The following is a 24,755-nucleotide window of genomic DNA, read 5'->3' as shown; positions in this document are numbered from 1 at the left end:
TATAGTGGCTTATGGAAACACTATTAGAACTGCCCGGCAGGGCATGCCGTGGCTGTTTAAATGCTTGTTCAAGCGTTGGTCCGCTTGAGTGAATAAAATGTTTGATTGAATAAATTAATGTACGGAGTAGCAAAATGCCCAAGATGAAGACCAAATCATCCGCTAAAAAGCGGTTTAAAATCACTGCGTCAGGCAAAATTAAAGTAGCAGCTGCCGGTAAGCGCCACGGTATGATTAAGCGTTCGAATAAATTTATTCGCGATGCACGTGGAACAATGGTTTTGTGTGAACAAGATGCTAAAAAAGTCGTTCAGCATTATTTGCCGAATGGTGTTTAAACCTTACGCTTTTGATTTTGAGGAGATTATAATATGGCACGTGTGAAAAGAGGTGTGACAGCACACGCTAAGCACAAAAAAGTTCTTAAACAGGCTGAAGGTTTTTACGGTCGTCGTAAAAATACCATTCGTGCAGCTAAAGCAGCAGTTGATCGTTCAAAGCAATACGCTTATCGTGATCGCAAAAATAGGAAACGTACTTTCCGTTCTTTGTGGATTCAGAGAATTAATGCGGCTGTTCGCGCAGAAGGTTTAACTTATGGACGTTTTATTGATGGCTTATCAAAAGCCGGTATTGAGGTTGATCGTAAGGTTCTTTCAGATATAGCAATCCACGAAGCAGAAGCATTTTCTGCTTTAGTAGCTTCGGCAAAAAAGGCTTTGGAATATTTAAAAGATACGACACCTAATGCTTTTGAAGGCGCTGTCAAGTAAGCCAGTCGTGTTCTCTTAAAGCATTTATTTATTCGAGGTCCCGTGCTGGCTGTTGCGAGTGCGGGTTTTTTTTTATTAAAAAAATAGGCAAAAATATGAACGATATTGAGCGTCTGGAACAAGAAATTTGTTTAGCCTTAGAGGCAGCGGGTGATGAACAGGCACTTGAAGCAGTGCGTATTGCAGCATTGGGTAAAAAAGGTAGCATCTCTGAAAAATTAAAAGCATTAGGGAAGATGGATGCTAGCGAGCGCCATAAAGTTGGACCAGTTCTTAATGGATTAAAAAATCGTATTTTAGAATTATGGGCGCAAAAGCGTGATCTTCTGAAAAGACAGGCAATGGATGCCCGTCTTTCTCGTGAAACGGTTGATGTTACCTTGCCTGTTCGCTCTTCACCTATAGAACGGGGACGCATTCATCCTATTTCACAGGTGATTGAGGAAATTATTGCCATTTATACGAAGTTGGGTTTTTCTCTTGCAGAGGGACCTGATATTGAAACAGATTATTATAATTTTACGGCATTGAATTTTCCTGAAGGGCATCCAGCACGCGAAATGCATGATACCTTCTTTTTTGATGTCGATAAAATGGGAGAACGAAAATTATTGCGGACCCATACATCACCCGTACAAATTCGCACACTAGAAAAACAAAAAGCACCGATACGGATCATTATTCCTGGAAAAACTTACCGCATGGATTCGGATGCGACGCATTCGCCCATGTTCCATCAGGTAGAAGGTCTTGTCATTGATAAAACCTCCACCATTGCCCATATGATGTGGCTACATGAAACCTTTTGTAAAGAATTTTTTGAAGTTCCCTCTGTAAAAATGCGTTTTCGTCCCTCTTTTTTCCCTTTTACCGAACCATCTATGGAAGTGGATATTCAATGTGATCGTTCTGGTTCAGAAGTAAAGTTCGGAGAAGGACAGGATTGGTTGGAAATTTTAGGATGCGGAATGGTGCATCCTCATGTGTTGAAAAATGTTGGTTTAGATCCCGATGAATATCAAGGCTTTGCATGGGGAATGGGCATTGATCGTATTGCCATGTTGAAATACGGTATGCCTGATTTACGAGCTTTTTTTGATGCTGATCTGCGTTGGTTAGACCATTATGGCTTTCGTTGCTTTGATATGCCTGCTTTTTTTCCTAATAGAAATATGTGATCTTAGTCATCGCTTTCATGTGAGGTTTTAAAATGAAATTTACATTGTCGTGGTTAAAAGATCACTTAGAGACAAGTGCATCTTTGGATGAAATTTGTGAGAAACTAACAGCTATAGGTCTTGAGGTTGATTACGTTGATGATCGGTCTTCTTTAAAAGGTTTTGTGATTGCAAAAGTTTTAACAGCAATAAAGCATCCTGATGCAGATAAACTCCAGATTCTGTCCGTCGATACAGGGACTTCTACACCTGTTCAAGTTGTCTGTGGAGCACCAAATGCGCGTGCAGGTCTTGTTGGTGTTCTGGCACTACCAGGCACTTATATTTCAGGACTCGATGTGACATTATCTGTAGGAAAAATCCGCGGTGTTGAAAGTTTTGGGATGATGTGTTCGCAAGCGGAGCTTGAATTATCAAATGAACATGACGGGATTATCGAACTTCCAGAAGATGCACCTATTGGAGATTCATTTGCAACTTATGCTGGTTTAGATGATCCGATCATTGATATTGGTTTGACCCCCAATCGCTCTGATTGTACAGGTGTTCGTGGTATTGCCCGTGATCTTGCTGCCGCTGGAATGGGAAAATTAAAAGAATTATCCTTGTCAAAATTTGAGCCTTCCTTTGAAACACCTCTCGATGTTTCATTAGATTTTTCGCAAGATTCATCATTATGTTTAGGTTTTGCTTGGCGTGAAGTGCGCAATGTTCAAAATGGTGCATCACCTCAGTGGATGCAACAGCGTTTGAATGCAATTGGTTTGAGACCGATTAATGCGCTTGTTGATATGACCAATTACATAAGTTTTGACCTTGGTCGTCCACTCCATGTTTTTGATGCAGATAAAATTAAAGGTAATTTGTGTGTACGTTGTGCTCGTGAGGGAGAACAGCTTCAAGCACTGAACGGAAAAATCTATCATTTGGGCGCTAAGAATTGTGTCATTGCAGATGAAGAGGGGATTGTTTCGATTGCCGGTATCATGGGCGGTGAAAGAACGAGTTGTGATGAGACAACACGTCGTGTTATTATTGAATCAGCGCTTTGGGATGCGCAAAGCATTGCACAAACAGGAAGAGCATTAGGTCTTATCAGTGATGCACGTTATCGATTTGAACGAGGTGTTGATCCGGCTTTTATAGAAACAGGGCTTGAGATTGCAACAGAATTGGTCTTACGTCTTTGTGGTGGTGAAGTATCTAAGAAGAGGATCGTTGGCTATCAGCAACAAGAAATCAAACAGATCGCTTTTCCTTTTTCTGAAATTAAACGTTTAACAAATTTGGAAATAGAACCTGAAAAAGTCATTTCTATTTTAACAAAACTTGGATTTTTCGTTGAAGGAAAAGGAGATGTCGTTACAGTAAAAGTACCATCATGGCGCCCTGATATTATGGGGAAAGCCGATTTGGTGGAAGAAGTCATGAGGATTTATGGGCTAGATAAAATTAAACCTATTCCTTTGGAAAACTTCGCAGAAGGAAAAGATCAAATTTTAACATGCGCACAAATTCGTTCACGTGCTACACGTTTGGCTTTAGTGCAACGTGGTATGAAAGAAGCGGTAACATGGTCTTTTATTTCTGAAAATCAAGCTCTTGCTTTTGGAGGAGGTCAAGAAGAGCTTAAATTAGTTAACCCTATTGCTGCTGATATGTCAATGATGCGTCCTTCCCTTTTACCTGGTTTGATTATGGCGGCACAGAGAAATGCTGATCGTGGTTTTCCAGATCTTGCTTTGTTTGAAGTTTCCAATATTTATGAAGGCGATACCCCTGATAAACAACACCGTGTTGTTAGTGGGATTCGTCGCGGAACAGAGCAATTTAAAGGGGCTGGTCGTTTTTGGAATGGAAATGCAACCGTCGTTGATGTTTTTGATGCCAAAGCAGATGCTTTAGCTATTTTAGAAGCATGCGATATGGATGTTGGGAAAGTGCAGATTGAAGTAGGAGCGCCCGATTGGTATCATCCTGGTCGTTCAGGTGTCATAAAACTTGGATCAAAGATTATTCTTGGTTTTTTTGGTGTTTTTCATCCTGCTACATTAGAAAAGTTAGATGTTAGTGGCCCTTTATGCGGTTTTGAAATTTTTCTAGACAGAATTCCAGAATCAAAGAAAAAAACGACCAAAAGCCGTCTTCCTTTGAAACTCTCACCTTTTCAAATGGTGCGGCGTGATTTTGCCTTTATAGCGGATAAAACTGTTGCCTCTTCTCTTATTATTCGTGCGGCAAGTGGAGCCGATAAAAAACTTATTCATTCAGTGCAGATTTTTGATATTTTTGAAGATTTAAGCTTTGGCGAAGATAAAAAATCTGTTGCAATTGAAGTAACTATTCAGCCCATAGAACGGACTCTAACAGATGAAGATTTAGAAAAGCTTGCCTTAAAGATCGTGGATAATGTTACCAAAATGACAGGTGCATATTTGCGCTACTGAGTATTCTCATTTTTTATGAGATATTTTACATGAAGTGGGAGCATTTTTAAGTGCTCCCTTTTTGTTTGGCATTCAAGAGCTATAGAGCTTCTTGAAAGCGGATCTCCTTACCAAAACAAGCTGCTTAAATCATCAATTTTTTCAATATGAAAAAAGCTGTTTTTAAACATCTTGAAAAGTTATTTTTTCTCTTAATCCTTCATTGCAAATGTAAAAGATAACTGCTATTGCTAAATGATAATGCAAATTATTTGCAATAAAAAGAAGGCATATAAAGGAAAGAGAGAATCAATGAACGTAAGAACGTTTTTCAGCATAGTTTTAGGAAGTGTTATTTTTTTTACACCCAATTTTGCTTTGTGTGCTGGTAAATTTAAAGCTGTTACGACATTCACTATCATTGCTGATATGGCACGCAATGTAGCAGGTGATGCTGCTGATGTTGAATCCATTACAAAACCAGGTGCGGAAATTCATGAATATCAACCCACCCCTCGCGATCTTATGCGTGCTCAGGGAGCTAACCTTGTATTGTGGAATGGATTAGAGTTAGAGCTTTGGTTTGAAAAGTTTTTTCAAAATATCAAGGATGTTCCAAGTGTTGTTGTTTCAAAAGGTATTGTACCCATTAAAATTGGTGAGGGCCCCTTTAGCGGTAAACCCAATCCTCATGCGTGGATGTCACCAACCTCTGCTTTGATTTACGTTGATAATATTCGCGATGCTTTTGTAAAATATGATCCTGAACATGCTGCTATTTATAAAGAGAATGCTGAAATTTATAAACAGAAAATTCGTGCAACGATTGATCCAATTAAGGCTGAATTAGAAGCCGTACCGCAAGATAAGCGTTGGCTTGTGACCAGTGAGGGGGCATTTAGCTATTTGGCGCGTGATTTTAATCTAAAAGAGCTTTATTTATGGCCCATCAATGCTGACCAGCAAGGAACACCACAGCAGGTCAAGCATGTTATTGATATGGTTCGCAAATACAATATTCATGCAGTTTTTTCTGAAAGCACTATTTCCCCTGCGCCTGCTAAGCAGGTTGCTAAAGAAACAGGGGCTAAATACGGTGGCGTTCTTTATGTTGATTCTTTAAGTGAGAAAAATGGTGAGGTACCCACTTATATTGATTTATTACGTGTCACGAGTGGGCGTATTAGCAATGCTTTATTAGAGGGAGTAAAAAGCCAATGACGGAATCTGGAATATTTGCCCAAGGAGTAACGGTAACTTATCGTAATGGACATACGGCTTTACGCGAAGTGAATTTTGAAAGTCCAAAGGGTTCTATTACGGCATTAGTTGGTGTTAATGGATCCGGTAAGTCAACGTTATTTAAAGCGATTATGGGGTTTGTACGCCCCTCAAAGGGAAAAATTCGCATGTTTGATTTGCCCGTTGATATAGCTTTGAAAAAAAACCTTATTGCTTATGTTCCTCAAAGTGAAGATGTTGATTGGAATTTTCCTGTCTTGGTCGAAGATGTTGTATTGATGGGGCGGTACGGTCATATGAATTTCTTTCGCTATGCCCGTACACAAGATTATGAAGCCGTTCGTATTGCCTTAGAGCGCGTTGATATGTTGGCTTTTGCCAAGCGCCAGATTGGAGAACTTTCTGGTGGACAGAAAAAGCGTGTTTTCCTAGCGCGCGCTCTTGCACAGAAAGCAAAAGCTATTTTATTAGATGAGCCGTTTACAGGGGTTGACGTTACAACAGAAGATAAAATCATTGCTTTGTTACAAGATCTTCGTAAAGAAGGAGCAGTGATCTTGGTTTCAACTCACAATTTGGGTTCTGTTCGCGAATTTTGTGATCATACAGTTTTAATAAAAGGAACCGTTTTAGCTTCTGGGTTAACAGAAAAAATCTTTACAAAAGAAAATCTAGAAAAAACTTTTGGAGGATCTTTGCACCACCATATTTTTGATCTTCCTAGCACAAAAAAAAATGATGGTTTCATGGGAAGAAAGCAGTCTGCAGTTTGTGAAGATATTGAAAGAGTGGAGCACGTTGCATGATTTCTTGGTTGCTTGAGCCACTGAGCTATCAATATATGGTGAATGCAATGTGGGTTTCTGGGTTAGTTGGGTGTGTTTGTGCCTTTCTTTCGGCTTTTTTGATGTTAAAAGGTTGGTCATTGATTGGTGATGCTCTTTCCCATTCGATTGTTCCTGGTGTAGCAGGAGCTTACCTTTTAGGGTTACCTTTTTCACTCGGCGCTTTTTTTTCTGGTGGTCTTGCAGCAGCAGCAATGCTCTTTTTTAACCACCGGACAAAGCTTAAAGAAGATACCATTATTGGGCTCATTTTTTCCTCCTTTTTTGCCTTTGGGTTGTTTCTCAAATCGTTAAAACCAATGGCTGTTAATATTGATACGATTGTTTTGGGAAATATTTTAGCCGTTAGTTCATCAGATATTCTACAATTGGCTTTTATCGGCTTTTTTTCGTTGCTTATATTGCTTTTGAAATGGAAGGATCTTCTTGTTTCGTTATTTGATGAAACACATGCGCATGCCATTGGATTAAATGTAAAGTTTTTAAAGATTCTCTTTTTCACATTACTTGCCGCTTGTACTGTTGCTGCTATGCAAACCGTTGGAGCGTTCTTAGTCATTTGTCTTGTTGTGACACCTGGGGCAACAGCCTATCTTTTAAGTGATCGTTTCGTGAATATCTTGGTTATTGCAGTTGTAATTGGAACATTCACAAGTGTCTTGGGTGTTTATGTGAGTTATTTTTTAAATGCACAAACGGGGGGGGTTGTTGTGCTTTTTCAAGCATCTTTATTTGTTTTGGCTTTTATTTTTGCTCCTAAACATGGGTATATTGCTGCACGCTTACGCATAAATGCGGCCAAAAAGGGTGTAATATTATCATGATTGATCAATTACTACTTCCGTTTCAGTTTTCTTTTATGCTTAAGGGTATGCTTATTGTCATGATTCTTTCTATTCCCATGGCGATGCTTTCCTGTTTTCTTATTTTGAAAGGATGGGCGCTGTTAGGCGATGCCATTTCTCATGCAGTTTTTCCAGGTGTTGTTGTTGGTTATATGACAACACCATGGGTAATCGCATTTTTGACTTCTTTGCCATTTGCTTGGTTTCAGCATATGCGTCCAGAGAATATTACAATGACTCTGATTACTTGCGGTGCTTTTGTTGCAGGAATGGTGTGTGCACTATTAACAGGTTTTTTAGGGAGCAATAGCCGTATCAAACAGGACACGGTGATGGGTGTGGTCTTTTCTTCGATGTTTGGTTTGGGGCTTGTTTTAGCCACGTCTATTTATAGTAGCTTAGATTTGAATCATATTCTATTTGGTAATCTTTTAGGTGTTAACTGGCTTGATATAACACAAACGGCGATCATTTCTGCTGTTGTCACTTTCATTTTAGCAGCAAAATGGCGCGACTTTATGTTGTATATTTTTGATACAGTTCAAGGACATGCAATGGGGTTACCAATATCTCTACTTCACTATACCCTTCTAACGATGATTTCTCTTACAATTGTTGCGGCTTTGAAAGCTGTAGGTATCGTGCTCGTTATTTCTTTACTGATAGCACCAGGAGCAATTGCCTATCTTGTTACAAAGCGGTTTTCTTTTATGTTAATGATCGCGATACTTGTTGCAGCTTTTTCTGGTTTTTTAGGGATTTATCTCAGCTTATTTATCGGCTCTGATTCTGCTTCCACAATTGTGTTGATCTTGACGTTGATTTTTATGGCTATTTTCATGATGATTTTTTTTCGTCAAAACACAGTTCAAGAAACTTAAAAGTGTTAAAATTCATGCATATCAGCCATGCATTTTTATATATTGTTTCTCATTTCTATTTTAATTAGAGTTCGAGGCGCTAGGTTATTTTTCCTCCTAATGTCTAGCAAGTGAATGCGGTACATTTTCTCCCCCCAACGCTGCATTCTTAATTAAGAGGCTGCATTGATTTATTCTGCAGCCTTTTTATTTTTTTGATTTTCTAAAATCTCTTCTCTTTTCTTGAAATCATTTAAAATGATTATCATATTGCGTAAGCTATTCGGTATTTTCAAGGAACTTATAACAGCAAAGACGCTTACGCATGAAGGGGTAGAACGTAATTGTGCACTCAGACATGTAAACAGAAAAAACAGATATAATGTTTTTGTAGAGGGTTTTGCGTAGAGGAAAAAAATACAAGAAAATGAAAAAAGATTTGAAGATATCTCACCCTTTGCGTATCTGCTATTATATAGCAGGGTGGACAATGGTTATATTAGGTATTATCGGTGTAGTATTACCTATTATGCCAACTGTGCCTTTTTTGTTAGTTGCCTCATGGTGTTTTACGCGTTCTTCTCCACGTTTTCATCAATGGTTGAATAATCATCGCATTTTTGGTCCCCCTATTAAGCGATGGGAAGAAAAAAAAGCAATCTCTCCATTCATTAAAATTTTTGCAATAATGAGTATGACAGGAGGATTTTTATCCTTTTTCGTAATGGTACACCCTCCTTCATGGATTTCCTTACTTGTTGCGGTTATATTATTGCTGATTGCCCTTTATATTTTAACACGTCCATCTTCATAATGATAGAAAAGGCTTTATGAGATACTCTTTTTAGCTTCGACTTATTTGTAAAAACTATGAGGACTTTTAAGTTTTGAATATAAGCTCTCCATATCCAAAATGCATATGAAATAGCAAGCTTTTTGAAAGAAATTAATTAATAATATGTTTGTGAAATAATTTTTATGAACAAAGAAGACTGTTTACGCACACTCAAAATGTTCTCACTTGGATAAACCACATTCATGGAAGAGAGTCATTATTTTTATAAGACATGTTTGTATGAATCTCTATATATACGTCATTGAAAAGTCATTGATATGATAGCCATTTCTTTCTAAAAAGACGTTTCGTTTGTTTTCATATCTCTTAATGAGGATATAATACAAAGCTTATTAAACATCATCATTTTATACTTATACAGTTAAGAAGCCGGTCTATTATATCAATCTTTAATGTTACATCTGTTCTTAGCTTAAGAATAATTCATAAGAAACAACAGAGTTTTTCAAATGGTTTTATGCATACACGCATTCTTATTATAATATGTGAATAAATAAATTCTCTGTCTTTGTATAAAGCTTATTCGAAATAAAAATATTATTGCATTCTCTGTTTTTTAATGAGGTCATGCCCCTCATGTAAAACAAAAGGGCTCCCCAATCATGTTATTTACACATTTATTTTAATGAACATTTCTCAACGCTTTACGCATTTCATGATGGCAGACCATACATGGATAAAGTAAAATCTCCTGTAAAGTGTATAAAATTCATTTGAGCACCATCATCCTTGCCTTACAAAATGCACACCGATAGTCACCGTGCTATTTGTCATCCTCCAATGTTGCCTTAGCAATTCCTAATGTTACAACTGTAGCTTTTCATTGGGTTTTGTATATTTTTACACTAGATTTTGTACCAATTTATTTTTTTTCAAAGAGTTTTAAAGATGTTCTCAAAGGGGGGAAAAGCCTTTTCTCATTTTTACTATGGAAACGCATTTTTTTCTGATTTTCGGTAATTTTTGCAATTTTAGGCGTCAAAATCTATTTTGATAAAACGCGCATTTAATGGTCAAAATTGTACATAAAAACAACAAATTACCACGTATTCCTACTTAATCCTATCTCTTCCCACTTAGTACAAACCTACTGTCGAGCTACAACAATAACCCTTAAAACTTGAAAACCTTCATACATGTAAGGAGATGAGTGTGCTTGATTTAAAAGGGTTGAAATGAAAAAAATTTATGATATTCACGCACGCTCTTTCAACATGCAAAACAACAGTATCTTGTCGTGCCGTATAACACCGTTATTTATGACAATGATATAAGGAAGCCTCCTTGGCTAAACTTCCCTAGCAAGTTAAGTATTTTTTTAATGCGTAGTGAATATTTTTAAGTCTGATCTGTCGAATCCTTATGTAAGTGAAGCGTATGCGTGGTAGGCCAAGTAGAATCTGCTCAAAAAACAACCGAACTATTTACAGACCAGCAAAGGTTAAGAACCCTCATCCTTAGGGCAGGACAAAAATCAATCTTATAAACAATATGATGAGTCAATATACTCGTTTAAAGAACCGGAAACTACGTCTTTATAGGTCTAGCAATTCGCTTTTTATTACCAAAAAAATTGAGATAACGTTGTACTTCTTTTGAATCACCGATCGTTTTTTCAGGATTATCTGAAAGCTTTACGGCTGGTCGACCATTGGCATAGGTCACCTTACAAACAAGGGAAAGAGCATCAAGAGTTTCGATTTCCTGAGGTGCACAGCCTGTAAAGTCATTGGTAAGATCCGTGCCCCATCCAAAACTCATGCGCACTCTGCCATGGAAATGATGATAGGTTTTTTCAATTGTATTGACATCAAGAGCATCAGAAAAAATTAAAAGTTTTTCGCGTGGATCTTTTCCTTTTTCTTTCCACCATTGAATAATACGTTCGCCACCTTCAATAGGGGGCGCACTATCGGGTCTGAAACCTGTCCAATCAGCGACCCAATCTGGTGCATTGCGTAAAAATGCTTCTGTACCAAAGGTATCAGGTAAAACAATGAGAAGATTTCCACCATAATAACGGTTCCAATCTTGCAAGACTTGATATGGAGCTCTGCGTAATTCATCATCGTTGTTGCTGAGAGCCGCAATAACCATGGGCAATTCGTGTGCATTGGTTCCAAGAGCTTCTAAATCCGTATCCATGGCAAGAAGAACATTAGAAGTTCCAGTAAAAGAATTACCAATGCCTTCTTTTAATGCTTCCACACACCAGCGCTGCCATAAAAAAGAATGGCGACGCCTTGTCCCAAAGTCAGATATTTTAATATCAGGCAATTTTTTGAGACGTTCAACTTTACTCCACATTTTTGCTTTAGCACGCGCATAAAGTACATCAAGAGCAAAACGATCTAGTTTTTTGAGAGCTGCACGTGAACGTAATTCACTGATAATAGCAAGGGCTGGAATTTCCCACATAGAGCTATGAGCCCACGAAGCATAAAAATGAAGCATATATTGGCCATCTTTGCGGGTTAGTTCATATTCTGGGAGTTGAAAATTCTCAAGCCACTGAAGAAAATCCGGTTCAAAAATTTGTTTGCGTCCATAAAATGTATTACCAGCAAGCCAGATCATTTCTTTTTTTGTAAAGCGCAAACTAAGAGCATGATCAAGTTGAGCACGTAATTCACTCTCATCAATATCATCGGCAAGACGTATTGTTTTAGAGCGATTTATGAGGGAAAAAGTAACGTTAACATTAGGATACAACCCCCAAATCATCTGTACCATAAGAAGCTTATAAAAATCCGTATCGAGAAGTGAACGAATAATGGGATCAAGTTTCCAAGTATGATTGTAAACACGTCTAGCAATATCCGGATGATTCATAACCTTTTTCTTTCAGTTTCATAAAATCTAAAATATTATGCACCAACACGGACAATATAGGCGGTGCAATATAACAACTCTACAGTTTTGGGCAAGAATAAAAAAGTCTGCTCTCTTTTTCATCTTTCATCTCTAAGATTTAACAATACGTATAATTTCATGCTGACCTGTTTTGTGTAACTTTATCCCCGCATGAACTTCGGTATATTTTTTGCCATTAACATGGAGCATATTTTTAGGTCCCCATTTTACTTTAATGGTATAAACGGCATCATAAAACTTCATTGTTGCTTCATATTTTGGCCAAATAGAGGGTAAATGTGGCTGTAAAAACAACAGATCTCCCTGACGCTGTATTCCAAGAATAGCTTGTGTTGCAGCACGATAAAACCAACCGGCTGAGCCTGTATACCATGTCCAACCGCCTTGACCACATCGTGGTTCAACAGAATAAATATCTGCGGCCATCACATAAGGTTCAACACGATAAGTTTCAGGATCTTGTCCATGGGTAATCGGGTTAATCATAGAAAATAAAGCGTAAGCTTTATCGTTTTGTTCCATTTCAGCCAATGCTAAAATACTCCAAATGGCACCATGCGTGTATTGACCACCATTTTCTCGGATTCCCGGAGGATAACCTTTTATATAACCGGGCTCAAGTGTGCTTTTATCAAAAGGTGGCCAAAAAAGGCGAATGAGTCCGCCTTTTTTATCATAGAGATGTTCCAACATTGATGTCATTGCTTGCTTTTGATGTTCAGGCGATGCCATTTGAGAAATGACAGCCCAAGATTGAGCAATGGTATCAATTTGGCATTCATCATTAATTTTAGAACCAAGAGGTGTTCCATCATCAAAATAACCACGTCGATACCAAGCACCATCCCAACCGTTTTCCTCTAGGGATTTTGTTAAGCGTTCAAGGTATGTACTCCATATTTGCATATGGCTGTTATCACCACGTTTTTTGGCCAAAGGAATAAATGCTTGTAATGTGTACCCAAGAAACCATCCTAACCAAATGCTTTCGCCTTTTCCTTCCACACCTACCAAATTCATGCCATCATTCCAATCCCCACCTAAAATAAGAGGGAGACCATGGGGCCCGCAGCGTTTAATGGCAAGGTCTAAAGCTAAAGCACAATGTTCATAAACTGTTGCAACCTTTGAGGATTGGATAGGTTGAAAATAAGCATCCTGTTGCCCACTTTTGAGAACATCACCTTCAATAAAAGGAATGAGCGTATCAAGAAAAGCGTCATCACCAGTGGTAGTGACATAAAGAGCTGTTGCATATGCAAGCCAAACGATATCATCAGAAATGTATGTACGAACACCAGCATTTGTGTCAGGCAACCACCAATGTTGCACATCCCCTTCAAGAAATTGGTGCGCTGCTGCATTTAATAATTGTTCACGTGCTAATTGTGGTTCCAGCAATAACAAAGACAGGCTATCTTGTAACTGGTCACGAAAACCAAATGCACCACTCGCTTGGTAAAAACCTGCACGTGCCATGATGCGGCATGCGTAGATTTGATAAGGAAGCCAATGGTTGACCATAAGATTAAAAGAAGCGTCAGGTGTTTTGACTTGGAAAGGAGAAACAAAATCACTCCATTGCTGTTTTTGTTTTGTGAGCAGAATTTCAAAATCACTTGCATGTACTTGATTGAGTAATTTTTCAGCTTCTTGCCTATTTTCAGCACTGCCAAGATAGAAGATGATTTCTTTTGTTTGCCCTGGTTGAAGATCAATATCATAGGCGAATGCTGAACAAGGATCACATCCTGCTTCAATGATATTCGAAAGAGCACCAGCTTTACGGATCGCAGTTGGATGCGTTACGGTTCCCGTTGCACCAATAAATTCAGCACTATTGGTTGTGGTGCTGGTTGGCATTTCAGATGCCGATAAGAATGTGACTTGTTGAGATTTTTCAATGTGATAAGGATTTTGAATAAAATGTACACCCCTTTTGTCCTCATAAGAGGAAATAATGAAGGGGGCATATTTTGTACGGGTATTTCCCAAAACCCATTCAACATAATTATAAAGGCGTAAACTGCGTGGTTTTGTCCCTTCATTCGTGAGGGTAAGACGTGAAAAGCGAATTGTTTTTTCCGGATCGAGTGTATGAGTCAGTTCTAATGCAATTTCTGAATGTGTCGATTTAAAAGTTGAAAATCCAAAACCATGACAAGCCTCATAGACAATATTTTCATCACATTCTACAGCAGAAACGGGTGAAAAACGTTTTAAAGACTGGCGATCAACCAGATAAAGTGCTTCTCCTGGCCGGTTAGATGTTGGATCATTTGCCCAAGGAGTTAATTTATAATCACGGCTATTGTTAACCCAAGTAAAAATTGCACCTTCAGCAGAGACATGAAAACCAAATTTGTGGTTAGCGATGACGTTAATCCACGGGTGCGGTGTAGTTGTACGTCCATGAAGACGTATTACATAATGGTTATACTGGTTAAAACCACCGTAACCATTCCAATATTTTAGATCTTCTCCATTTATGGGAAAAGAGGAGGGTTTTTGTTGGCTAATAAGACCAATGGAAGCAAAAAAATTTTGTTCAGTTTGTATTGTAACTTGCCTTCCTTCGCTATACTTTGGGGAATCTAATTGATCATGCAATTCATGATAATTTTTATGAACTGTAAGATCAAAATCACTCTCATCAAGTCGTTTAAGCTGTTCAGATAAAGAGCCATTTTGGGCATCAAGAACGGTGCGCGCTGATGCAAGAAGCGTTTTAAAACTCTGTTCACTCATTTGATCGCGTCGAAGCATGAAAATATGTTGGCGTTCATCTGCTTTTTGCGTGTGGTGATAATAAGATTCACAGACCCACTCAAGAGCGCGTTGTGTATTTTGTATGTAGGAAAATGTTTGTTCATTAAGAATGACCAAATCAACAATGAGTCCGCGCATATGCCAATATTCGTGTGCTTTAAGGAGCTCGCGCAGTACAGAGATATTTCCCTCGTTATTTAACCTAAGAAGACAGAGTGGATTGTCTCCTGAAATGGACATAGGCCAAAGATCGGACTGTTTTCCAAGCGTTTTTGCTAATATTTCAGGAGAAAGACGCCATGTTCGATCAAGGTAGATAAGCGATGTGGCATATTTTTGATAGACAATAGCTTCTTTAGGCTGGGTTCCGCTCTGATACAGTGCGACTTGTGAGCGCGTCCATGCCCTTGAAAGTTCTTTTTGAAACATATCGGGTTGTCGATAATGTTTAATATGATTATGCAGCGCTTCTTTTGTATGAGCAGCAAAAGTCCAAAAAATAAGTTCTGCTTTTCCATATGCTGAAATTTTGATACGGCATCGCAATGACATAATAGGATCAAGAACACAACCTTGACTGTTACTGAAACGAGCATTTTGGTCAAATGCAGCGGGCCGATGAATAGATCGACCCCGCCCAATAAACAGAGAGCGATCCGTTTCAGCTTCTGTCTCTTGGAGAATATCTGTTGTACTAGAGACAAAATGGGCAACATAGATTTCAGGATCGCTAGGTGAGCGTTTGCGCCTTTTGGCAAAAATTGTTTTACCTTCCTCAGCAATTTCTGTCTCTATAAACATACGGAAAAAAACAGGATGAGCTTGGTCTGTATCCATTGTGGCAAGCGCTAATTCACCATAAGAAGTCACTTCAATGAGGCGCTCTTTATTTGTCGTATTCATCAGTTGAATACGTCTACCTTCGCCACATCCTTCAGATGTAATAAGACATTCAAGTGTTGATTTTATACCATCAACCATTTTTGTATATTCAGCCTTTTCATCTGTAAAAATGCTGACAGCTTCTTCTTCAATAACACGTGTTGGCTCACTAGTAACAGACCACCACCGTCCACTATGCGTATCGCGTAAGAAGAATAAAGTACCTTGTTGATCTTCTGTTGCATCAGGAATAAAACGCGTAATCGCATAATCGTGCCACCGACTGTAACCAGAACCATTCGCTGTTAGCATGGTAAAATAAAAGCCATTAGACAAAAGTAACGTTTCTCGTGGTTTGAGCAACGGGTTTGTAATAATGCGCAAAGGAGCGGCGTCAAGTGCTTGAGACTTATTGCGCATACGATTAACAGCTTTGGTATGAATAATAGGAATGAGATGAGGCGCTCTTTCCTGTAACAGCAATTGCGTTGCTTCAATAATGGGATCACGGTGAAAACGGTCACGCATTCGCCCTTGAAAAATAACATTGTTAAGAGCAAGGATAGACATGCCATGATGGTGCGCATAATAATTGCGTACAACAGCGTATTTTTCCCCTGTTTTCACGCGTGAAGGGGTAAAATCGACAGAGTCATAATAACCATATGTTCCTAAAGCTCCAAGATCACGGAGTCGTTTTAAATTAGCGACAGCGCAAGCAGGAGCATATTGTGCCGCTAGAAGGCTGGCATAAGGAGCAATGACAGCATTGCGTGAAAGACCACGTTGGAGTCCGAGGTTTGGAACACCAAAATGAGCGTATTGGTAATTCATTAAATGATCGCGAGCGTTAAATGCGGCCTCTGAAATACCCCATGGCAATTCCCGTTTATGAGCATATTGTATTTGACAATGAATAATCAATCGATTTGTTTGATCTAGGAGAGATCCTAAAGGTTCATGCATTACGAGAGATGGCATAAGATATTCGAACATCGATCCAGACCATGATAGGAGCGCACCTTTCCAACCTATGGGTACGAGGAGTCGACCAAGACGAAACCAATGTTTAAGTTTTATGTCTCCTTTTGCGATAGCAAAAAAACTTGCAAGACGTGCTTCTGAAGCAAGTAGATCATAACAATTTTCATCGAGTTTGTTTTCTTGAACACGATATCCAATGGATAAGAGATGCCGTTTAGGCTGTTCTAAAAAGTCAAATTTCATATCAAAGGCTATTTGCCGTGCTACTATAGCCAACCTGTTTAGTTTTTTACGTAATTTTTCAGTATCACAATGAGCAGTCGCATCATGATGATAAGCGTTACAGGTATCGATAAGGCATTTAGCCCAAGAAAGCGCACGAGCAGATTCTATCGTTTGAATTTTGTGGTCAAGTTCACTGACTAAGTGCACAATATCGTGGGCTGCATGTGAAAGGTCTATGATGTGAGAAGGAATCGTATTTTCTTGTTTTACAAAAGTGAAGACAGAGTCATGAAAACGAATGATGTTTTCTTCGATTTTTTGACGTAACGAGCGTAAATTGGGTTGATGATCTGGAATTTCTTTGACAGTTTCTTCAAGAATAGCAAGAACATCCGATAAGCCTTCTCGATCACTTTGAAAAAAAAGAGGCAGTTTTTCAGCCCATTCACTTAAGGCAGAAGAGAGTGTTATCAAATGACCGGCAAGATTTCCTGAATCAACGGTTGATACATAAGTAGGTAAAAGAGGCCTGAGTGTATCCGTTTCATACCAATTATAGAGATGACCACGGAACTTTTCCATTTTTGTAAGAGAGCGTAATGTACATTCAATACGGGTAATGGTCTCTTCAAAACCAATCCAGCCAAAATCACGTGCAGCAATAATAGAAAGGAGATAAACGCCAATATTCGTAGGAGATGTACGTTGAGCAACAAGAGGTTCAGGATCTTCTTGAAAATTATCGGGAGGCAAATAGTTGTTTTGTGCATTGACAAAGGTTGTATAATAAAGCCATGTACGCCGTGCAATAGAGCGAAGTTTTTTTTCATCTTTTGAAGAAAGATCAAGACTATCTTGAAAGGTTGAAGGTTGACTCACAATCCAAGCAATGAAGGGTGAAAAAAACCATGCTATCCCAAAAGGAAAAGCAATCAAGCTTGCAAAACTATCAGAAAAAAGAGAAAGTGCTACAGTAAGGACACCAATAAGCGATGCTGGTGCCATTATAAAAACATAGAAGCGCAAACTATTGGGCATTGATTTTGTTGCGGCAGAAGTTTTCCATTCAAGAAGATGCTGTTTTGAAATCGTCATACGATAGAGTGTACGAATAATCGCATCGGTCATAAAATACGCCGAATGAGCAAGAAACGTTGTTTTAAGAAATATATCAGCGCTTGTAAGAGCAGTTTTGTTCCAAATTAATTGAAAATGTCCACGCAAAGAATGATCTATATTGGACGAGACAAGCGTTTTTAATACACATAGAATGGGAGAAATGAAGGAGCTAAACAACAAGAATATTTGCCAGACGATTGCACTCTTGAAAGACAAAAAAGTCCATCCTGCAAATGCTGCGATTAACCACATAAGTGGAGTAAGAGAACGACGTAAATTATCCTGCATTTTCCAACGCGTCACGGAACTTATTTGACGGTGGAAAAAAAGATAAGGCAAAAGCTGCCAATCACCGCGAATCCAGCGATGATAACGCATAACATCAATATTATAAGCGGTTGGATAGTCTTCAATGACTTCTATGCTACTTACCAGAGCAGTACGAGCATAACCTCCTTCTAAGAGATCATGACTAAGAATAGTATTTTCTTTAATTTTGCCATCAAGCGCTTGTTCAAATGCATCAATATTATAAAGACCTTTACCGATAAAGGTACCTTCTCCTAAAAGATCTTGATAAGTATCAGAAACGGCAAAAACATAAGGATCAATGCCACGGTTGATAGAAAAAACCCGTTGGAGAATTGATGTTTTTTTTCCTGTTGTAAGAGAAGGAATAATGCGTGGTTGTAAAACGCTATAGCCTTTTACAACCTTTCCACTTTGCGGATCAAAAATGGGATGATTGAGTGGATGGTTAAGCTTTCCAACAAGTTTCGCGACGCTCTCTGGAGTAAGACGTGTATCACAATCCAGCGTCATAACAAAACGGCAATCCATAGGAAGGTGTGGCTTGGGAGGATAAAAGCTTGTGTTTTTATCGCCTCTTAAGAGCCGATTGAGTTCATGAAGTTTTCCTCGCTTTCGTTCCCATCCCATCCAACATTTTTCGCTTGTATTATAAAGGCGTCGGCGATGTAAAAGGAAAAAAAGAGGAAGTTCATCACGATGATAACGACTATTGAGTTTATCAATACTCTTTTGCGCATAGTGCAATAAATCAAGATCATCTTGCGTTTCTCTCAATGGAGCATCCACCCAATCTGTAATGAGCGCAAAATGAATGGCACCTTTAGGATTGGAAAGATAGTGCACTTCAAGATTGCGCACTTGTTCATCAATATCATCGCGTGATGTCATCAAAGTAGGTACAACAACCATTGTCCGTGCATGTTTTGGAATACCTTCTTTATATTCATAGCCAATGAGTTGTCTTGATGGGATAAACCATGAAACAACAGTGTTAAATAAAGCAAAAGCAGCATCGATAGCAGGAAAAAGCGCTAATACAGTAAAGCAAAAAGACATCCATGATGTCATGCCAGATATTTGTAAAAGGGCGTAAATTACAAGCAAAAGAGCGAGCGTCAGAAAAGAGACAGGAATAGCGATGACTCTCAATTTTGAGCAACAGGAAGCTCGTGTCCATTTTATGAGAAAGGGCGGGATATATCCACAAGCCTTTTCAAATATGCCACGACCATCATCAACAAGGTACCACCCCACACAAGAATGATGAGGCATATCTTTAGAAGTGGAATTTGTCATTTCTACAACTTTATGTGCAATTTCCAGCTCACTAAGAGGCGAAAAGCGTGCAACTTTTTCAATGACTTGTCGATAAATATTGCGTGAGTGAGAATCAATTTCAGAAAAATCACTATTTTTACGCAAAATAGAATCGACACAACTCACTGTTTCAAACCATGCTGTCCAATCAACATCATCTATAGCTTTAAGAGCACGGATAATATTTCCCATGGTCACACCATCTGCTGCTTGTCGGGTATGTTCATCAGCTGTTGCAATTTCTAAGCTACTGCCTTGGCTTTTCAATTGCTTTTCAAGCCAAGTTAATGCTACGGTTGAATCGACAGATGCACTGCGTAGGCGATAGAATAAATGTGCTGAAAACGTTGGATCAACAGTAAATGGTTTATACTGCGTAAAGAGAGAGTGTAGATTTGTTTTATTTTTTACAAGAGAAATTTTATCAGCCACTTGACTAGCAAGATGGCGCATATGTCGCGCTTTTTCGATACGTACTGAAAGACGACGGACATTTTCAATGAGCAGCATTTGCATAACAGAAGGAAGAGCCCACAATTCACCAATTGTGAGCGCACAAACTTCTTGAAATCCATTGGTCATAGCAGTGAGTGTTTCTTGTGAAAAGCTGCTATCAGTATGCGCAATATAAAGCCAAGTTAAAGCAAAAATTCGTGGTATTCCCGCTTTGTGTGTAGAAAGAGGAAGTTGCTTTATGAAGGACTTAGGTAGATTACGACGTAGCTTTTGTATAGTTTTATCAATGGTGTAATGATTATCAATGAGCCATTGAGCAGACGGTGCGATAGTCTCATCATTTCGGGCTGCAAAATCACTGGTATGAAAGGCATTAAGAATAAGTTTCGCATTTTCATTCAATCTCTTGCGAAAATCTTCTACTCCTTCATATTCAGGGAGTAAAATTTCTTTACCAGAAGCTATATCATGCCCTAATTTATAAAGATCTTCCCGTACCTTATAAATTGCACGAAGAGGAAAATCCGTATTAATAAAATGTTTTTTTTCTCTTTTTGAGAAAAAAAGCACTTTATGAAAGGTATTATGCACGTCATAATGTCCCATTGTTATTCAATTACATCGTTTTTTATTTAAATTGTAAGCATTTTATCTGAATAGTGAACCGTTGATAGACAAAAAAACAAACTTTTTGTTTTTAGTTGCAAGCAGTTATAATTTTTTACGCAATAATTAGAAAATAAGCAGACAATTTTTTTAGAAAATAAAAAGGTCACCCTAAAATGAGTGACCTTAATAACACCGTCAACTTTAATGATTGATGATTAATCTTGTTCTTGTTTTTTTAAAGCAGCACCAAGAATATCACCAAGAGAAGCGCCCGAGTCTGTAGAACCATATTGTGCAACAGCTTCTTTTTCCTCTGCAATTTCTAAAGCTTTAATCGATACCGAAATTTTACGTGTTTTTTTATCAAATGCTGTGATGCGAGCATCAACCTTTTGCCCAATTGCGAAACGCTCAGGACGTTGCTCATCACGATCACGCGCGAGATCAGCACGCCGAATGGTTGTCTCAAGGTTGTGGTCAATCAATTTCACACCAATGTCATTGTCGTTAACAGCAATCACTTCGCATGTTACAACAGCACCTTTTCGCAATTCGCCAGAAGCAGCTGCTTCTCCAACTTTATCGCTGGAAAGCTGCTTAATTCCAAGAGAAATGCGCTCTTTTTCAATGTCAACATCAAGGACCACAGCTTTAACGATATCGCCTTTATTGTAAGTATCAATGACTTGTTCACCAGGACGGTTCCAATCAAGATCAGACAAATGAACCATACCGTCAACATCGCCTTCAAGCCCAATAAACAGACCAAATTCTGTTTTATTTTTAACCTCTCCTTCAATTTGCGAATTGACAGGAAATTTATTGGCAAAAGCTTCCCATGGATTTTCAAATGTTTGCTTTAAGCCAAGAGAAATACGCCGTTTAGAAGGATCAATCTCAAGAACAACCACTTCTACTTCTTGTGATGTAGACAGAATTTTCCCAGGATGAACATTTTTCTTCGTCCAGCTCATTTCAGAAACATGGATCAGCCCTTCGATTCCTGGCTCAATTTCAACAAAACCACCGTAATCAGTAATGTTGGTGACAGCACCCGTAATTTTTTTACCAATCGGATACCGAACACTAATGCTTTCCCAAGGATCACTTTCAAGCTGTTTCATTCCAAGAGAAATACGGTGTGTATCCTGATTGATACGAATAATCTGGACTTTAATCGTTTGACCAATTGTGAGGACTTCAGATGGGTGGTTAACACGCCGCCATGCCATATCTGTAACGTGCAAGAGACCATCAATCCCACCAAGATCAACAAAGGCACCATAATCTGTGATATTTTTCACCACACCTTCAACGATTTGGTTTTCTTCAAGATTTTGTACAATTTCTGAACGTTGCTCGGCGCGACTTTCTTCTAAAACAGTACGACGTGAGACCACAATATTGCCACGACGACGGTCCATCTTCAAGATTTCAAAGGACTGAGAATTATGCATGAGAGGTGAAACATCACGAATGGGACGAATATCAACTTGGCTGCGCGGCAAGAAAGCAACAGCACCATCAAGATCGACTGTAAAACCACCTTTTACTTGGCTAAAGATCACTCCATCAACGCGTGCACCAGCATTGAATTTTTCCTCCAAACGGACCCAACTTTCTTCGCGCCGTGCTTTTTCACGGGATAAAACAGCTTCGCCCATCGCATTTTCAATGCGTTCAATGTAAACCTCAACTTCATCGCCAACTTGCAAAGAACCGTCTTTTGCTTTAGCTCCAAATTCTTTGAGAGGAATACGTCCTTCAACTTTAAGACCAGCATCAATAATGGCCATGTCTTTTTCGATTGCAATAACACGACCTTTAACAACAGATCCTTCATTAAGATCATTGGTTTGAAAAGATTCTGTTAAAAGGGCTTCAAAATCCGCTGTTGTGGGATTGTATTGTGACATAAGAACTCCTAATATATACCTTGTGTTATAAGGTATGAGCGCTAGGTTAGTGTTAACATAAGCAACTCCCTGCCTTTTTCCTTGAATAAAGGAAAAAAAGTTAGCGCGAGGCTGGAAGTCACCTTAACGAATTTATCCAATTATATGCATTTTTATGATTGGATCAATAAAACTACATGCAATTTCAAATGTTGCTTCTATACTCAATTCTGACGTATCAAGCAAGTGGGCGTTTTTTGCTGGTTTTAGTGGACTTTGTTTACGGGTTATATCGCGACTGTCGCGCTGTTCAAGTTGAGCTAGGATTTCATGATAATTTGCTTGAACCCCCTTTTTTAAAATCTCCTGGTAGCGACGTTTGGCGCGCGTTTGAACATTGGCTAAAACATAAAACTTGATATCGGCATCAGGACAAACAATAGTTCCGATATCACGTCCATCAAGCACACAGCCAGGCAAAACTTTAGCAAAGTTGCGTTGTTTTTCGACAAGAATTTTGCGTACAGCAGGGTTAATCGCTATTTTTGAAGCCGCTTCACCAAGTTCATGAGAAGAAAGAAGGGCAGGATTTAAGGTATTAAAATCAAGTTCTTTAGCATAAATAATAGCATTTTTTTCATCATTAAGAGCTAAATTTTGTTGTAAAAGCGTATGAGCAACACTACGATAAGTAAGACCCGTATCGAGATGGCGAAGACGATAATGTGCAGCAATTTTGCGTGCTAAGGTTCCTTTGCCTGAGGCTGCAGGTCCATCAATGGCAATAACAAAAGGCTTCAAGCAATTTTCCCCCCAAGTTGTTTTATAAAAGGAATAAATTCTGGAAAGCTCGTAGCGATCATTCGTTTATCATCAATGGTAACAGGTTTTTCTGATATAAGCCCAAAAATGAGAAAACACATAGCAATTCGATGATCAAGATGTGTGGAGACATGTCCACCACCCAAACCTTTGGCAGAACCTTTCCCATAAACAATAAGAAAATCTTGACCTTCTTCACAGTCTACGCAATTAATTTCGAGTCCTTGAGCAACAGCAGACAGTCGATCTGATTCTTTTACACGCAATTCTTCAATTCCTAACATCACTGTTTTGCCTTCTGCAAAGGCTGCTGCTACTGCCAAAGCAGGATATTCATCAATCATTGATGGAGCACGTTCTTTGGGCACCGTAACACCTCTAAGAACCGATGATTTTATCCGTAGATCAGCAACATCCTCTCCACCTGTTTGACGTCGGTTCAAAAATTCAATTTGAGCACCCATTTCCCTCAATGTTTCGATAAGTCCTATTCGAGAGTTATTTATCAAAACATTTTCAATGGTGATATCAGAGTCTTCTACAAGAAGGGCTGCGATAATTAGAAAAGCAGCAGAAGAAGGATCACCCGGAATATGAATCGTTTGTCCAGTAAGATGGGGTTGACCGTTAAGATGAATCAAACGCGCACCTTCATTATCTTTTTCTATTTCAAGTTGTGCACCGAATGCTTTTAACATTTTTTCCGTATGGTCTCGTGTCAGAACTGGTTCAATAACAGTTGTAATGCCGGCGGTATTGAGTCCAGCAAGCAGGACTGCTGATTTAATTTGGGAGGAAGCTATTGGAACACGGTAACGAATCGGATTAGCCATTTTCGGACCATAAAGCGTTAAAGGAAGGTGATCGTCGTGCGTTGCTTCAATTTCAACCCCCATGAGACGCAGTGGATCAAGGATACGTCCCATTGGACGTTTAGAGAGAGAAGCATCACCAATAAAGGTTGTTTTCATATGATATGGACCAACCATTCCCATAACCAAACGAGCACCTGTTCCAGCGTTTCCAAAGTCTAAAGGTTTTTGTGCAGCTAAAAGGCAACCATTCCCTGTTCCTCGTATGGTCCATAAGCCATCTTTTTTAATAATACAGGCACCCATAGCTTGCATAGCAGCAGCTGTATTGAGTACATCAGCGCTTTCAAGTAATCCATGAATATGTGTCTCACCACTTGCTAATCCTCCCAATATAAGAGAGCGATGAGAGATTGATTTATCTCCTGGTATTTTAATTTTTCCAGAGAGACTACTCGATTTATAGGTGGTTATAGGGATTGCTTTTTGCATGGAAATTCTATTTAATTCTATCTAACTTTTATGAAATTGTGCATCCTTTAGCACATGCTTTAAAAGACGTCATGAAAAAATCACTGTGAAACGGTGTATTTATCTTTGACAAAGGCATTATTTTTCGATTAAGCACCATAGAATTTATCTTTTAATGGAATA

General features: G+C 38.8%; 13 protein-coding genes and 1 pseudogene. 9 read left to right on the top strand and 5 right to left on the bottom strand.

Features of this window, described 5'->3' with window-relative positions; translation table 11 throughout:
• Window positions 1-134 precede the first annotated feature (134 nt).
• From rpmI to ACFIJ9_RS00910, 9 genes are all read left to right on the top strand, one after another.
• A complete protein-coding gene (gene rpmI, locus ACFIJ9_RS00950; protein WP_012754516.1) occupies window positions 135-338 on the top strand; it encodes a 50S ribosomal protein L35 in 204 nt (67 codons plus the stop codon).
• Between the two features lie 33 nt (window positions 339-371).
• Window positions 372-773: a 50S ribosomal protein L20 gene (gene rplT, locus ACFIJ9_RS00945; protein ID WP_375635419.1), complete on the top strand. Its 402-nt coding sequence runs from the start codon at window positions 372-374 to the stop codon at window positions 771-773.
• Between the two features lie 95 nt (window positions 774-868).
• Entirely contained in the window at window positions 869-1,951 is a 1,083-nt protein-coding gene (pheS, locus tag ACFIJ9_RS00940; RefSeq protein WP_375627962.1) for a phenylalanine--tRNA ligase subunit alpha, read from the top strand.
• Window positions 1,952-1,983: 32 nt separating this feature from the next.
• Complete coding sequence (gene pheT, locus ACFIJ9_RS00935) at window positions 1,984-4,398, top strand: phenylalanine--tRNA ligase subunit beta (RefSeq protein ID WP_375635418.1); 2,415 nt, start codon at window positions 1,984-1,986, stop codon at window positions 4,396-4,398.
• A 291-nt stretch (window positions 4,399-4,689) separates the two neighbouring features.
• Window positions 4,690-5,598 (top strand): metal ABC transporter substrate-binding protein, encoded by a 909-nt coding sequence (locus ACFIJ9_RS00930; RefSeq protein WP_375635417.1) that lies wholly within the window; start codon window positions 4,690-4,692, stop codon window positions 5,596-5,598.
• On the top strand, window positions 5,595-6,425 hold the full coding sequence (locus ACFIJ9_RS00925) for a manganese/iron ABC transporter ATP-binding protein (protein ID WP_375635416.1): 831 nt from the start codon (window positions 5,595-5,597) through the stop codon (window positions 6,423-6,425). Before ACFIJ9_RS00930 ends, ACFIJ9_RS00925 begins: the two co-directional genes overlap by 4 nt.
• Window positions 6,422-7,288, top strand: a complete 867-nt coding sequence (locus ACFIJ9_RS00920) for a metal ABC transporter permease (protein ID WP_012754510.1) — start codon at window positions 6,422-6,424, stop codon at window positions 7,286-7,288. Before ACFIJ9_RS00925 ends, ACFIJ9_RS00920 begins: the two co-directional genes overlap by 4 nt.
• Window positions 7,285-8,190 carry a metal ABC transporter permease gene (locus ACFIJ9_RS00915; protein WP_012754509.1) on the top strand — a complete coding sequence of 302 codons (906 nt, stop codon included), beginning with the start codon at window positions 7,285-7,287 and terminating at the stop codon, window positions 8,188-8,190. Before ACFIJ9_RS00920 ends, ACFIJ9_RS00915 begins: the two co-directional genes overlap by 4 nt.
• A gap of 406 nt (window positions 8,191-8,596) precedes the next feature.
• Window positions 8,597-8,983, top strand: a complete 387-nt coding sequence (locus ACFIJ9_RS00910) for a YbaN family protein (RefSeq protein ID WP_375635415.1) — start codon at window positions 8,597-8,599, stop codon at window positions 8,981-8,983.
• A gap of 1,569 nt (window positions 8,984-10,552) precedes the next feature.
• Here the strand turns inward: ACFIJ9_RS00910 and pncB are convergent.
• The 5 genes and pseudogenes from pncB to aroA form a co-directional block, all read right to left on the bottom strand.
• Entirely contained in the window at window positions 10,553-11,857 is a 1,305-nt protein-coding gene (gene pncB, locus ACFIJ9_RS00905; RefSeq protein ID WP_375635414.1) for a nicotinate phosphoribosyltransferase, read from the bottom strand.
• A 132-nt stretch (window positions 11,858-11,989) separates the two neighbouring features.
• Window positions 11,990-20,559: pseudogene (locus ACFIJ9_RS00900) on the bottom strand (GH36-type glycosyl hydrolase domain-containing protein).
• Window positions 20,560-20,787: 228 nt separating this feature from the next.
• Window positions 20,788-22,488, bottom strand: a complete 1,701-nt coding sequence (rpsA, locus tag ACFIJ9_RS00895; protein ID WP_026500132.1) for a 30S ribosomal protein S1 — start codon at window positions 22,486-22,488, stop codon at window positions 20,788-20,790.
• 132 nt (window positions 22,489-22,620) lie between these two features.
• Window positions 22,621-23,268 (bottom strand): (d)CMP kinase, encoded by a 648-nt coding sequence (gene cmk, locus ACFIJ9_RS00890; protein WP_375635413.1) that lies wholly within the window; start codon window positions 23,266-23,268, stop codon window positions 22,621-22,623.
• Window positions 23,265-24,593: a 3-phosphoshikimate 1-carboxyvinyltransferase gene (gene aroA, locus ACFIJ9_RS00885; protein WP_375635412.1), complete on the bottom strand. Its 1,329-nt coding sequence runs from the start codon at window positions 24,591-24,593 to the stop codon at window positions 23,265-23,267. The genes cmk and aroA overlap by 4 nt, the downstream gene beginning before the upstream one ends.
• Window positions 24,594-24,755 lie beyond the last annotated feature (162 nt).

Source organism: Bartonella sp. MR90HLJMH, from assembly GCF_042194115.1.
GTDB classification, from domain to species: Bacteria; Pseudomonadota; Alphaproteobacteria; order Rhizobiales; family Rhizobiaceae; genus Bartonella; species Bartonella grahamii.
Note: the sequence above shows the minus strand (reverse complement) of the source record. Positions and strands in the feature narration are given on the sequence as shown.

What these genes read in the sequence shown, in the direction of transcription:
- rpmI (WP_012754516.1), top strand. Translation starts at nt 135, where the DNA reads ATGCCCAAGATGAAGACCAAATCATCCGCTAAAAAGCGGTTTAAAATC.
- rplT (WP_375635419.1), top strand. Translation starts at nt 372, where the DNA reads ATGGCACGTGTGAAAAGAGGTGTGACAGCACACGCTAAGCACAAAAAA.
- pheS (WP_375627962.1), top strand. Translation starts at nt 869, where the DNA reads ATGAACGATATTGAGCGTCTGGAACAAGAAATTTGTTTAGCCTTAGAG.
- pheT (WP_375635418.1), top strand. Translation starts at nt 1,984, where the DNA reads ATGAAATTTACATTGTCGTGGTTAAAAGATCACTTAGAGACAAGTGCA.
- ACFIJ9_RS00930 (WP_375635417.1), top strand. Translation starts at nt 4,690, where the DNA reads ATGAACGTAAGAACGTTTTTCAGCATAGTTTTAGGAAGTGTTATTTTT.
- ACFIJ9_RS00925 (WP_375635416.1), top strand. Translation starts at nt 5,595, where the DNA reads ATGACGGAATCTGGAATATTTGCCCAAGGAGTAACGGTAACTTATCGT.
- ACFIJ9_RS00920 (WP_012754510.1), top strand. Translation starts at nt 6,422, where the DNA reads ATGATTTCTTGGTTGCTTGAGCCACTGAGCTATCAATATATGGTGAAT.
- ACFIJ9_RS00915 (WP_012754509.1), top strand. Translation starts at nt 7,285, where the DNA reads ATGATTGATCAATTACTACTTCCGTTTCAGTTTTCTTTTATGCTTAAG.
- ACFIJ9_RS00910 (WP_375635415.1), top strand. Translation starts at nt 8,597, where the DNA reads ATGAAAAAAGATTTGAAGATATCTCACCCTTTGCGTATCTGCTATTAT.
- pncB (WP_375635414.1), bottom strand. Translation starts at nt 11,857, where the DNA reads ATGAATCATCCGGATATTGCTAGACGTGTTTACAATCATACTTGGAAA.
- rpsA (WP_026500132.1), bottom strand. Translation starts at nt 22,488, where the DNA reads ATGTCACAATACAATCCCACAACAGCGGATTTTGAAGCCCTTTTAACA.
- aroA (WP_375635412.1), bottom strand. Translation starts at nt 24,593, where the DNA reads ATGCAAAAAGCAATCCCTATAACCACCTATAAATCGAGTAGTCTCTCT.